Source organism: Streptomyces sp. NBC_00454, assembly GCF_041434015.1.
Classification (GTDB): Bacteria; Actinomycetota; Actinomycetes; order Streptomycetales; family Streptomycetaceae; genus Streptomyces.
In genome coordinates this window covers 4887734-4900763 of record NZ_CP107907.1, presented here as the reverse complement: position 1 = coordinate 4900763, position 13030 = coordinate 4887734, and the positions used below count along the sequence as shown (strand labels likewise).

Sequence of the window (13030 nt, the reverse complement as noted above, 5' to 3'; positions counted from 1 at the left end):
GCCCGCTCACCCCCGTCGCGGTTCGCTTGAACACCGGCCCCGGCCCTCCCGGACTCCTCCCCTCCCCTATTCGCGTTCGCGCGGGTGGGTCTGGTTCGCTGGGGGCATGGAGATTTTGTGGTTCCTGATCGCGATGTGCATGGTTCTGGCCGTCGTCGGACCGTACGTTCGGCGCAGGCGGGGCGGTCTGCGCCAGGTCGCGCCCGGCAGCCCCGACGCCGCCGACCCCGCGGCCTACGGTTTCGCCCTCCAGGAGGAACTCGACGTCCGGATCCCCGGCCCTGACCAGGACCTGATGGACGCCCTCTCCAACGTCCGGCGCACCGGGCAGTGGCAGGCCGCCTCGCAGCTGCTGGCCGGCACCCCGAAGGAGGGCGAGGTGCGCTGGCAGCGCGTCCAGGCCTTCGCCGGTTCGGCCGCCCTGGAGCTCTCGCAGGAGCCCGGGCTCGGCGCGCAGTGGCTCAAGGCGTGGCGGCTGGAGTCCCCGAAGGACGCGGGCGGCGCGCAGGTGCACGCGGAGCTGCTGGCGCAGCAGATGTTCCGGCGTCCGGAGGGCATGAGCGAGGCCGACGTCCGGATCATCGCGGAGGAGGCCCGGGAGTCCTGCCACAAGGCCGCGCTGCTGGCCCCGGGCGACCCGGTCCCGTACATCATCGAGCTGGCGGTCGCCCGGGTGATGCACTACTCGGAGCCCGAGTACGACGCCCTCTGGGCGAAGGTCATCGACCGGGCGCCGCAGCACATGGGCGCCCATCTGGCCGCGCTGAACTACTGGTGCGAGAAGTGGCACGGCTCCCGCGAGAAGGCCGACGCCTTCACCCACTACGCGGCCGCCCGCGCCCCGCAGGGCTCCCTGCTCGCGGCGCTCCCGCTCTTCGCCCTGTACGAGCACATCCCCGACGTCGTCCTGATCCGCAGCTTCCACCAGAGCGCGGCCGTGACCCGTGCGGTGGAGGGCGCCCTGTACGCGGTCCACAGCGCGCGCCCCGACGACCCGATGCTGGCGCACGTACGCCACCTGCTCCTGCTCTTCCTGGTCGGCGGCGAACGCTGGGCGGAGGCGATGGAGCAGGTCCGCCACGTGGACGGCTACGTCGGCGCCCTCCCCTGGTCCGCCGATCCCGACCCGGCGGCCTCCTACGCGGTCTACCGCGCCCTGGCGGTGGCCGGCTACGAAGCCAACGGCGGCTCCCCGGCCACGCTCCCGCACTGACCCCGCCCTTCACGGCATACGGCGACGGCCGCCCCTCCCCTTGCGGGAGCGGCGGCCGTCGTCATTCGGTGTCCGGTACCGCTGGGTCAGGGGGCCGGACTGAAACTCGGCACGGGCAGCGGCGCGGTGGCCAGAGTGGTGATGGACCACAGCGCGTCGGGTGAACTGAGGTCAGGCGCACGCTCCTTAGTCTCTGCAAACCTGTCAACGGTTTGTTGGATCAAGGTGTCCAGTTCATGCCATGAAGGGCGACATTGCCCAGCAGGTGATATTGATCATGTAAAGAAATGTTAAGAAATTCCTGTACGAATAGACCACCCCCTCCTTAGGGTGCGCAGGATCTCAACTCGACCGCTTCCGGATTGAGTTGCTCCGTTTCTTGTGGGGGGATTTTGTCTACTCGTCATAGTGGCCTTTTCGCGCGCGTGCGCGCGAGACGGCCACGTGTCGCGATGGTCGCCGTGCTTGCGGTGCTCATCTCCGGCCTGGGCTTGCCCGCGGCCGAAGCGGCGGCGAAGCCGCCGAAGGTGTGGGTGCCGCCGAATACGGCGCTACCCCAGACCAAGCCCGTAAAGGGCTCGAATGCAAAGCCGGCCAATGCCAAGGCGCCCGCCAGCAAGCCGTGGAACCCGGATACGAAGGCGAAGGCCCCGACCGGCTCGGCGACCGTTCCGCTCGATTCAGCCAGCAAATCGCGGACCATAGCTGGAGCAAAGCCCGTTCAGGCTGGTGAGCTGCCGGTCTGGCTCTCCGCCGGCACGGGTGCGAACCCTTCGGCGAAGCTCTCCGAGCTCGCGGTCACGCCTGCCAGCGGTGCCGGCGGCTCGGGTGAGGGTTCGCTGCGGGTTGAGGTGAAGGACGAGGCGAAGACGCGTGCGGCTGGTGTCGCTGGTGCGCTCGTCGCCCTGACGGATGCGGCGGGTTCGGCTGCTTCGGGCAAGGTGCGGGTCGGCTTCGATGTGTCGGCGTGGTCGAAGACGACTGGCGCGAACTGGGGTGACCGTGCGCGTGTGGTGCGGCTTCCCGACTGTGCGCTGACCACTCCGGGTGCGGCGGGCTGTACGTCCCGTACGCCGGTCGCGTCGCACAAGGATGCGTCGGGTCGTCTGGTGGCGGAGGTCGATGCTCCGAAGACGGCTGCAGCTGCTCCGAGTCTGCTGAAGTCCTCCGGCGGGCAGTCGGCTCCTGCGACGGCTCCGCAGGTGCTGGCGCCGCAGGCGGTTGCGCTTGCGGTGGAGGCAGGTCCGTCTGGTGCGTCCGGTGACTACACCGCGACCCCGTTGCTGCCTTCCGCTTCGTGGCAGGCGGGGTCGAACGCTGCGAACTTCACCTACGGCTACACGGTAGAGGTCCCCTCCTCCATCGCCGGCCCGGGTCCCAGTGTGGGCCTGGGTTATGACTCGTCTTCGATCGATGGCCGTACGGCGTCGACGAATGCGCAGGCGTCCGGTTTCGGTGAGGGCTGGGACTGGAGCCCCGGCTCGATCTCCCGTTCTTACAAGGGTTGCAAGGACGCGGGAATCGCCGAGTCCGGCGACGAATGCTGGGCGGGCGACATCCTGTCCCTGAGCCTGGCGGGTCACGCGGGTCAGATCGTCCGTGACGACACGACGTGTGTCTATCACCTTCAGGGTGAGGACGGTACGAAGATCGAGCGTCTGACCGGGCAGCGCAATGCTGCTTGGAAGGGTGAGGGTTTCAAGGTCACCACGACCGATGGCACCCAGTACTACTTCGGCTCCAACCGCCTCCCGGGCGGTGACGGCACCGACCCGGAGGCCAAGTCGGTTTCGACGGTTCCGGTGTACTTCAACAGTGGTCAGGACAAGTGCCTGGGCGCGGAGACTCCCGCGAACGGTTCGTGGCAGCAGCTGGGTTGGCAGTGGAACCTCGACTACGTCGTGGACCCGCACCAGAACCTGGTGACCTACCGCTACGAGCAGGAAGACAACTTCTACGGGCGGGGCGGCGGCCAGAACAACGGCACCGGCACCTCCACGAAGTACCAGCGCGGCTCGTACCCGACGTGGATCGGCTACGGCCAGCGCCTGCCCGAGCAGATCGCCGCGAAGGGCGCGGCCAAGCCGGCCGCCCAGATCTGGATCACCAACACCGAGCGCTGCGTTGTCGCGGGTGCGATCACGTGTGATCCCGCTCAGCGTGTGAAGGCGAATGCCAAGTCGTGGCCGGACACTCCGATCGACCAGGAGTGCGCGGCCACGGGGCAGTGCCTGAATCTGTCGCCGACGTTCTTCACGACGAAGAAGTTCCCGCAGATCTACACCGAGGTGTGGACGGGCACCGCCTACCGCATCGTCGACACCTACGACCTGAAGCAGTCCTTCCAGGACCCGGGCGACGGCACGTCCCCGACCCTGTGGATCGACTCGATCCAGCGCACCGGCTCCAACAACAAGACCGCGATCAAGCTTCCCGAGGTCTTCTTCCAGGCGACGCAGTTCCCCAACCGCGTCGATGGTGTGGTCCGGCGTCCGGATGGTACGGACGCTTCGGCGCCGAGTTACCGTCGTCCGCGTATTCAGACGATCACCACCGAGACCGGTGGCCAGATCAACGTCGCCTACAAGGCCCCGGAATGCTCCCGTCTCGCGGGGACGATGCCGTCCTCGGAGGACGGCAACACGATGGCCTGCATGCCGGTCAAGTGGTACCTGCCCGGCCAGTCCTTCGCGGACCCGGTCAACGACTGGTTCAACAAGGTGGTCGTCCAGTCGGTCACCCAGCAGGACAAGGTCGGCGGCCAGGTCTCCACGGTCACGGACTACGAGTACGGCGGCGGCATCGCCTGGCACCGCAACGACTCGGAGTTCACCGACCCCAAGACCCGTACCTGGGACCAGTTCCGCGGCTTCGCCACCGTCACCACCCGCACCGGTAACGGCAACGCCTCCGAAGCTCCCCGCACCAAGAGCGTCACCACCTACCTGCGCGGCATGGACGGCGACGTCCTCGCCAACGGCTCCAAGCGCAGCGTGAACGTCTCTGATGCGCAGGGCGGGACGATCAAGGACGAGGAGGTCCTCTCCGGGTTCGTCCGCCAGAGCGAAACCTACGACCGCGACGGCGGGACGGTGGTCTCCGACGAGGTCACCACTCCGTGGATCGGCCCGGTCACCGCGACCCGTAACCAGGCCGCCGGCATGCCTGCCATCACGGCGCGCGCGGTCAACACAGCCAAGGTCACCACCCGCTCCAAGCTCGCCAACGGCACCTGGCGCACCGGCGAACGCACCTCCACCTACGACGAGACGCTCACGACGCGCCCGCTCCAGGTCGACGACAACAGCGATATCTCGCGTGCGGACCAGCGTCTGTGCACCTCCTTCGAGTACCCCACCGGCCCCGCCGGGGCGGTCACGGAGCTCGCTTCCCGCACCCTGGTTCTGTCCGGCGTGTGCGGTCAGACGCCGACCGCGGCCAACACAGTCGGCGACACCCGCTCCTACTTCGACGGGCTCGCCTACGGCAAGGTCGGAGCGACCGCCGACGGCACGGGTACGGAGGTTCTGGAGAAGTACGACGGCACCGGCAAGCCGGTCTACCGCCTCAACTCCACGTCCACGTACGACGCGTACGGCCGTGTCACCAGCAACACCAACAAGGTCCGCACCGACACTGCCCACCCCGGCGGCGCGGTCACCACGACCGCCTACTCCCCGGCCACGGGTACCCTGCCGAACACCGTGACGCACACCAACCCGCTGGGTTGGAAGTCGGTCACCACCCTCGACATCGGCCGTTCGCAGCCGCTGAAGACCACCGACGAGAACAGCCACGTCGCGGAGCGCACGTATGACGCGCTGGGTCGGGTCGTGAAGATCTGGCAGCCCGGTCAGGACTCCACGAAGGACCTGCCTGTACGCAAGTTCTCGTACACGATGAACGGCACCAACGCGCCGTCCGCCGTTCTGAGCCAGGCGCTCATGAACGACAACTCCTACACCTCCAGCTACTCCATCTACGACGGTCTCGGCCGGGTCCGTCAGACCCAGGCCAGCACCCCCTCGGGCGTGGCCGGCCGCATGATCACCGATGCCCTCTTCGACTCCCACGGCTGGCAGACCAAGACCAGCTCCGCCTACTACACCGACCAGGCGGCGCCGTCCGCGGCGCTGTTCCTGCCCAACGGCGGGGTCCAGCCCGACAGCAAGATCCCGTCCCAGACCGTCAAGGTCTTCGACGGCCTCGGCCGCACCACCGCGTCGATCTTCCAGTCGTTCGGTGTAGAGCAGTCCCGCTCCAAGACCGAGTACCCGGGCGCGGACGAGACCCGCACCACCCCGCCGGCCGGCGGCTTCGCCACGGCGACCGTCACCAACGGCCTCACCTCCGTCCTGCGCCAGTACAAGACCAACACCCCCACCGGCGTCTACGACGAGACGACCTACGTCTCCAACACCCAGGGCCAGGAACTGTCGCGGAAGGACTCCGCCGGCAACGAGTGGACCTTCGCCTACGACCTCCTCGGCCGCCTGGTGAAGACCACCGACCCCGACTCGGGCACCGGTACCACGGTCTACGACGACACCAAGAACCTCGTCACCACCACGGACGCCCGCCTCAAGAGCGCCACCACCGTCACCGACATCCTCGGCCGCACCATCGCGACCTACGAGGGCACGGCAGCCGACCCGGCCAAGCAGGTCGGTGCGTTCACCTACGACACCAAGGCACTCGGCAAGCCCGACACCACCACCCGCTACGTGGGCGGCAAAACGGGCAGCGCCTACGTCATGGAGGTCACCGGTTACGACGGCGGCTACCGCCCCCTCGGCACCAAGGTCACCATCCCGACGGCGGAGAAGGAGCTGGCCGGCACCTACGAGACGACCAACACCTACGACGCCTACGGGCAGCTGAAGACCACCGCCCTTCCCGGCATTCCCAAGGCCGGCCTGGGTGTGGAAACGCTGACCTTCGGTATCGACGTCGCGGGCAACCTCACCTCGTTCAACGGCAAGATCGGTCTCGCCAAGACCCCGTACCTCGTGGACATGCGCTACGACCCCTACGGCCGGCCGATCCGCAGCACCGTGGGCGACACCGGCATGCAGGTCGTCACCACGACCGACTACGACGCCGGCAGCGGCCATCCGGTCCGCTCGACCCTGGACAAGCAGACCGCCGCGACCGCGAGCGTCGACGTCCTGGACTACACCTACAACCAGGCCGGCGATCTCACCTCGATCGGCGACACCCAGGACGGCACGGCCCGTGACCTGCAGTGCTTCACCCACGACTACCTCGGGCGCCTGACCCAGGCCTGGACCGACACAGGTACCCAGACCACGGCCCCCCAGCCCAGCGTGCGCGGTATCGGTGGCTGCACCAATGCCACCGGCCCGGCCGTCGACGGCGCCGGCAAGCCCAGCGTGGGCGGCCCGGCTCCGTACTGGCAGCAGTACACCTACGACAACCTCGGCAACCGCAAGAAGCTGGTCAAGAAGGACGTCACCGGCAACGCCGCCAAGGACACGACGGTCACCCAGACCTTCGGCACCGGCCCCAACGCCCCGTCCTCCGACCCGAAGACGGGCGGCGGCACGGGCGGCCCGCACGCGCTGATGACCTCCACGGAAACCAGCACCGCGGGCACCAAGGTCACCTCCTATACCTACGACGCGACAGGCAACACCGCCGGCATCACCACCACCGCCGGTACCAAGGCCCTGACCTGGAACGGCCAGGGCAAGCTCGACAAGATCGTCGGCACCGGTGAGAGCGCCGGCACCAGCTACCTCTACGACACCGGCGGCAACCAGCTCATCCGCCGCGACCCCACCAGCACCACCCTCAACCTCGGCACCGACCAGATCACCCTGGACACCGCCAGCGGCAAGGTCTCCAACGTCCGTACCTACGGGGCCCCCGGCGGCCTCTCCATCACCCGCTCAACCAGCACCGCCAGCGGCTCCACGCTCACCTATCAGAGCTCGGACCACCACGGCACCGGCGGAGTCCAGTTCAAGGCCTCCGACCTCGCCCACATCCGCCGTGCGTCGGACCCGTTCGGCAACGAACGCGGCACCCAGCCCGCACCCGGCGCCTGGGCCACTGACAAGGGCTTCGTCGGCGGCACCAAGGAGAAGGCCACCGGCCTCACCCTCCTCGGCGCCCGCGAATACGACCCCACCACCGGCCGCTTCATCAGCCCCGACCCGATCATCAACGCGGACAACCCGCAGCAGTGGAACGCGTACGCCTACTCCGAGAACAACCCCGTCAACAAGTCGGACTCGTCGGGTCTGGAGAGCTGCTTCGGAGCCGGGTACTGCTCGGGCAGCAACGGCACGGACCTCGGCTCCTCGTACGACCCGGACTGGTACGCGAAGCACCCCGGAAAGTCCGACGACGGCCCGCCCGACACAGATGTGCAGGAATCCACGAAGAAGGTCAATGAGGCCAAAAAGAAGCGCGACCACCTCATTGACGAAGTCATCGACATCGTCGGCGACCTGATCGGATACAACGACGCCCGGGACTGCTTCACCAAGGGCGACGTCATGGCCTGCATCAACACGGCCCTGAACTTCGTCCCCTGGGGCAAGCTCTTCAAGGCCGTCAAGATCGGCATCAAGGCCTTCAAGATCTACAAAGAAGTAAACAAGGCCTACGACGCCATCCACGAGGCCGAACGCGGAGCCGCAAAGGCCGCGGAGGCCTACAGCACCGCCAAGAAGGCGTTCAAGGAAGCCCGCGCCGCCGAGGAAAAGGCAGCCAAATCGGCATCGGAGAAAGCCGCCAAGGAATCCGCCAGCGACAGCGCGGGAACCGAGGCCAAAGCCGCAGCAGACGAAGCCGACGCCGCGAAGAACAGCGGGGGCGACACCCCCGCAGCTGAGATCGAGTGCAACAGCTTCCCCACAGGCGTCCAGGTCCTGATGGCCGACGGCACGGCCAAGTCCATCGAGGACGTCAAGGACGGCGACGTGGTCATGGCCACCGACCCGCAGACCGGCGAAACCCGCCCCAAGACCGTCACCACCACCATCACCACCCCCGACGACAAGGACTTCACCGACCTCACCCTCACCGACGAGGCAGCCCCCCGCGGCCCGCCGGCGAAGATCACCTCCACCTACCACCACCCCTACTGGAGCGAAACCCGCCACCAGTGGGTCGACGCCGGCGAACTCAACGCAGGCGAACAACTCCGCCAGCCCAACGGCACCACCCTCACGGTCACGGCAACGCACAACTACCCCTACGCCGTCACCACCCACAACCTCACCGTCGACGACTTCCACACCTACTACGTGCTCGCAGGCGCCACCCCGGTCCTCGTGCACAACTGCAAAACGAGCACTCCGCAGGACGGCTCCGGGCTCTCGGACGATGACCTTCTGACAGCAGCGCAAGGCGAAAGGGATCGCTTCGCGCGGGAAGTCGGAGCCATGCCCACCAACAAGCGACCTGCGGTAGTCACGGCTGGATACAACACGGAGACAAGGCAGTTCGCAGCCGCCGCAAACGCGTTTAATGGTGCATGCGCCGAGGCGTGCCTGGTGGGCGCACTTGGGGGCGATCCGAGCAAGATAGTCTTCACCTCGGCAGTGCGCCCAAGGAAGGCGCCGACAGAACTCAAGCAGGTCAAAATCTGCTCCTCGTGCGAAATCAGATACGGGCGCGGGGCGTTCCAGGCGCTCGGGACAATATTCAATTCCGACGTCCTTAGGCTCTTTGACTAAGCGGAGGGCTGCATGAAGATTGAGATCGACAGGCATGACTGGAGTTCGCTGCGGAGCCTTTGGGCTGAAGATTCACTGGTCCTGCGGGCCGCGCTCATCGACCTGTGTGAAGCAGCATCGGACGATGACGTGGATCTGGCGGTTCAGCGGATCGAGGACGAGAGCGTGTCGCCGGGAACCCTGTCGGAGTCTTCCGCTGCAGCAGCTCGATGCCTTGTCCACGGTATTTACAGCTTCGATGGCCACACCCTGGCCAGAGCTCTAGAAACGTTGGCGGTCATCGCCTCGGAAGGACATAAGCAACTCCAACCACAGGCGGGAGGGATCGCCAGGGAATGCCTGAAGGGCGTCCTCCTCGGATTTCCTGCTTATTGCGAGATCTTGGAGATGTCCAAGAACATCGACTGCAGGAGTTCGGCAATCGATCTCCTCCTGATTTGCGGATTGAATGATCCCGATGCGAGGTTGGCGGCCAAATTTGCACTCCAATCGGCAAGGAAGTCCGACGACTTGACCGAACTGAGTGACCTGATCGCCACTTCGCTCGCAGAGCTGGATCAGGTGTAGTTCAAAGTGTCAGAGTCGAGGCCCCGTCCGCTCCGGACGGGGCCTCGACCCGTTGGGGCGGTCGGGCGAGATGCGGCGCGTGGCCTTCCACCCGGCCCCTGCCGCATCTCGCCCCTCAACCCGACTCCGCCCCCACCCCCGACCGCTCCCATAAGGTTCGCGTAAGCAATATCGCTTCGCATTCATCCCGTGGGGGGATCTGTCCATATGGGCGCTTCACTGCGCGCGTACTTCGAGCGCGAGAACCGCGAGGCCGACCTGGAGCCCGAGGTCTACTACAAGCAGCCGGAGATCGTCGCGGCCGCGACGGCTGCCCTCGCCGACGTGGCGGCGGCCGCCGACCCCGCCGACCGGCGCGCCGTCCGTCTGCGGCACATGCTCGCGTGGGTGCTCTATTGGCAGGACCGGTACGAGGAGACCGTCGAGCAGTTCCGTCACATCGACGGGTACTGCGGCATCGAGCCGTGGCTCTACCACCGCCGGCCCAAGGCCGTCTTCCTGAAGACCCGCGACTACAGCGTGCGCCAGGTGACGCGCAAGCCGTGACGGACGACGGCGAACGGTTACGGAGAGCGGCGGGTCGGGGAATCCCGGCCCGTCGTTCGCCGTTACCGGTAGACCACAAGGAGGGAATCCATGTTCTCGTACCGTCGCACGCCCGAGCTCCCCACCCGCGAGGAAGCGATCTCCGGTCGCGCCGAGCCGCTCTTCGGGCTGCCCGCCGTCCACACGGTGCTCGGCAACCCCCTCGAGGGCCCCTATCCCGCCCATCTCCAGGTCGCCGACTTCGGTCTCGGCTGTTTCTGGGGGGCCGAGCGGAAGTTCTGGCAGACCCCGGGGGTGTGGACCACCCTGGCCGGCTACCAGGGCGGTTTCACCGAGAACCCGACCTACGAGGAGGTCTGCTCCGGCGGCACGGGCCACACCGAGGTCGTGCGGGTCGTCTTCGACCCCTCCCTGGTCTCCTACGAGGCCCTGCTGAAGCTGTTCTGGGAGTCCCACGACCCCACCCAGGGCTTCCGCCAGGGCAACGACGTCGGCACCCAGTACCGCTCGGCGGTCTACACCCACTCCCCCGCCGACCAGGCCGTCGCCGAAGCCTCCCGCGAGGCCTACCAGCGCGTCCTGACCTCCTCCGGCTACGGCCAGATCACCACGGCGGTCCTCCCGGCGTCGGAGCGCCCCTTCTGGCCTGCCGAGGCTCATCACCAGCAGTACCTCGACAAGAACCCCGGCGGCTACTGCGGCATCGGCGGCACGGGCGTCTCCTGCCCGATCGGTGTGGCCCGCGCCGACGGCTGAGCTGAGGGCCGCGCCCCGGGGGCGGGGTCCCGGGGGGCGGGGTCCTCAGATCACCGTTACCCGGGCCGACGCCCATGAGGTGTGGTCGAAGGAGGAGTTCGCGTTCGCGTCCTCCACCACCAGGTGGAGGAGGCGGATGCCGCGTACGTCGATGTCGACCGGGACCGGACCCGTGGCGCCCTTCAACGTGGGTGACGTGAACAGCGTGCGGCCGTCGCCGCGGACGATCGCGCGGGTCGCGCCGGCCGAGGACTGCTTCGTCGAGAAGTCGTCGATGCCGACCAGGGCGGTGAAGCGGTCCGCGCGGCCTCCCAGATGGTAGACGATCTCCGAGGGGGCGTGCACGCCGAGGCCCTTGGCGTACGTGGTCCCGCCGAAGGAGATCGGGGTGCCGTCGCCCGCCGGCTTCTTGCCGTTGGAGCGGTCCAGCTCGACCGGGCCCCAGCCGTTGGCCGCCGAGACCCACGGGAGGTCGCTCAGGTAGCTGTCGCGGGTGGGCGGCGCCGGCAGCGGGACGAACCGGGTGGCTGCCGTGAAGCGGAAGTCGGAGGTGGTCGAGTCCGCCGTGAACAGGGTCTCGGCGGCGGACGGCGGGGCCGTCAGGTTCCAGATGGTGGCCAGCTCGGCGCCCGGGGCCAGGGAGTCCGTCGCCGCCGGGCCCGCCGGGGTGGCCGTCCAGCCCGCCGGGACGCGCAGGGCGACGCGGGCGTCCGGCCACGGGCGGCTCGTGCCGTTCGACAGCCGCGTCGTGACGGTCAGGGCCGTCGCGTCCGTCACCGCCGTCAGGCCCCAGGCGCGCCGCGGGTACGTGTCCGACCAGGACGCCCGGAGCAGGGCCGTCAGGGACGCGACCACCGACGGGTTCTTCGCCGCCACGTCGTGCTGTTCCCCGAGGTCGGTCGTCAGGTTGTAGAGCTCGAAGGCCCACTGGGAGTCGGCCGCCGTGCGGTCCCGCGCCGGGGCGAACCGTACGGCCTTCCACTGGTCCTTGCGGATCGCCTCGGCGATCCGCGTCGCCCTGCCGCCGTCCTGCGTGTTGGCCCGGCTGGTGACGCCCTGCTCGTCCCGGTACCAGTACAGGTGGCCGTGGAGGGGTGCGAGGGCGGCCGAGCCGTTCAGGACCGGGGCGGCGGAGAGGCCGTCGATGTCCGAGGGGGCGGGGGCTCCCGCCAGTTCGGCGAGGGTGGGCAGGACGTCGTAGAGCGGGGTGGGGCGGGCGCTGGTGGTGCCCGCGGCGATCCGGCCCGGGGCCCAGGCGATCAGGGGGATGCGCACGCCGCCCTCGTACAGGTTGCGCTTGTAGCCGCGCAGCGGGCCGTTGGCGTCGAAGAGGTCGGGGTTCACCCCGCCCTCCTCGTGCGGGCCGTTGTCCGAGGCGATCAGGACGACGGTGCGGTCCGCGATCCCCCGCGCCCGCAGCCGGTCCACCACCGCGCCGACCTGCTGGTCGACGAGGCTCACCTGCGCCGCGTGCGCCTTGTTCGCCTGCGTCCACGACTGCGAGGCGTACGGGCCGACGTCGGGGATGTCGCTGGGCGCGTGCGGCAGGTTCGGGGCCAGGAAGAGGAGGAAGGGGTCCGGGCCGGCCGCATGGGTGTCGATGAAGTCGAGGGCGCGGTCGGCGATCACGGCGGGGGCGAAGGTGCCCGTCGGGACGGTCTCCTTGGCGCCGTTGTGCCACAGGTAGGCCGGGTAGTACTCGTGGGCGTGGGTGTGGTCGATGTAGCCGTAGAACTCCTCGAAGCCGCGCGCGCCCGGGTGGCTGGGCTGGTCCCCGAGTTCGGGGCCGAAGCCCCACTTGCCGAACAGGCCCGTACGGTAGCCGCGCGCCCGCAGCACCTCCGCGAAGGTGGTGTCGCCGGCGCCGAGGCTGCCCTGGCCGCCGCTGGAGGGGTTGGCGCGGACGGCGGCGTGGCCGGTGTGCAGGCCGGTCAGCAGCGCGGCGCGCGAGGGTGCGCAGACGGCGGCTGCGGAGTAGGCGTCGGTGAACCGGAGCCCCTCGGCGGCGAGTTGGTCGATGCGCGGGGTGGTGATCAGCTTCTGGCCGTACGCGCCGAGCTCGCCGTAGCCCAGGTCGTCGGCCAGGATCACCACGAGGTGGGGCAGCACCCCGGTCCCGTCGGCGGACGCCGCCGCGAGCGGGGCCAGTTGGGGAAGGGCCGCGAGGCCGACGGCGGCCGCCGCCGATCCGGCGAGGAAATGGCGGCGGCTGGGCATGGCGAACTCCTGGACTGGTGCG

At 68.5% G+C, this 13030-nt stretch carries 7 protein-coding genes; 5 read left to right on the top strand and 2 right to left on the bottom strand.

Annotation, left to right across the window (positions count from 1 at the left end; all coding sequences use genetic code 11):
• Positions 1-106: 106 nt before the first annotated feature.
• A complete protein-coding gene (locus OHU74_RS22795; protein WP_371617593.1) occupies positions 107-1213 on the top strand; it encodes a hypothetical protein in 1107 nt (368 codons plus the stop codon).
• A 403-nt stretch (positions 1214-1616) separates the two neighbouring features.
• On the opposite strand, the gene OHU74_RS22790 is transcribed toward OHU74_RS22795, so the two are convergent.
• A complete protein-coding gene (locus tag OHU74_RS22790; protein ID WP_371617592.1) occupies positions 1617-1916 on the bottom strand; it encodes a hypothetical protein in 300 nt (99 codons plus the stop codon).
• Between the two features lie 406 nt (positions 1917-2322).
• Here OHU74_RS22790 and OHU74_RS22785 point away from each other — a divergent pair, with 406 nt between their 5' ends.
• The 4 genes from OHU74_RS22785 (at position 2323) to msrA (ending at position 10791) form a co-directional block, all read left to right on the top strand.
• Positions 2323-8922 carry a polymorphic toxin-type HINT domain-containing protein gene (locus OHU74_RS22785; protein WP_371617591.1) on the top strand — a complete coding sequence of 2200 codons (6600 nt, stop codon included), beginning with the start codon at positions 2323-2325 and terminating at the stop codon, positions 8920-8922.
• 12 nt (positions 8923-8934) lie between these two features.
• Positions 8935-9489 (top strand): hypothetical protein, encoded by a 555-nt coding sequence (locus tag OHU74_RS22780; RefSeq protein WP_371617590.1) that lies wholly within the window; start codon positions 8935-8937, stop codon positions 9487-9489.
• A gap of 207 nt (positions 9490-9696) precedes the next feature.
• A complete protein-coding gene (locus OHU74_RS22775; protein ID WP_371617589.1) occupies positions 9697-10035 on the top strand; it encodes a hypothetical protein in 339 nt (112 codons plus the stop codon).
• A 90-nt stretch (positions 10036-10125) separates the two neighbouring features.
• Positions 10126-10791: a peptide-methionine (S)-S-oxide reductase MsrA gene (gene msrA, locus OHU74_RS22770; protein WP_371617588.1), complete on the top strand. Its 666-nt coding sequence runs from the start codon at positions 10126-10128 to the stop codon at positions 10789-10791.
• A gap of 45 nt (positions 10792-10836) precedes the next feature.
• Here the strand turns inward: msrA and OHU74_RS22765 are convergent, their stop codons facing one another.
• On the bottom strand, positions 10837-13008 hold the full coding sequence (locus OHU74_RS22765) for a sulfatase-like hydrolase/transferase (protein ID WP_371617587.1): 2172 nt from the start codon (positions 13006-13008) through the stop codon (positions 10837-10839).
• Positions 13009-13030: the final 22 nt, after the last annotated feature.

Coding starts and splice junctions, on each gene's coding strand:
- OHU74_RS22795 (WP_371617593.1), top strand. CDS start 107: ATGGAGATTTTGTGGTTCCTGATCGCGATGTGCATGGTTCTGGCCGTC.
- OHU74_RS22790 (WP_371617592.1), bottom strand. CDS start 1,916: ATGGTCCGCGATTTGCTGGCTGAATCGAGCGGAACGGTCGCCGAGCCG.
- OHU74_RS22780 (WP_371617590.1), top strand. CDS start 8,935: ATGAAGATTGAGATCGACAGGCATGACTGGAGTTCGCTGCGGAGCCTT.
- OHU74_RS22775 (WP_371617589.1), top strand. CDS start 9,697: ATGGGCGCTTCACTGCGCGCGTACTTCGAGCGCGAGAACCGCGAGGCC.
- msrA (WP_371617588.1), top strand. CDS start 10,126: ATGTTCTCGTACCGTCGCACGCCCGAGCTCCCCACCCGCGAGGAAGCG.
- OHU74_RS22765 (WP_371617587.1), bottom strand. CDS start 13,008: ATGCCCAGCCGCCGCCATTTCCTCGCCGGATCGGCGGCGGCCGCCGTC.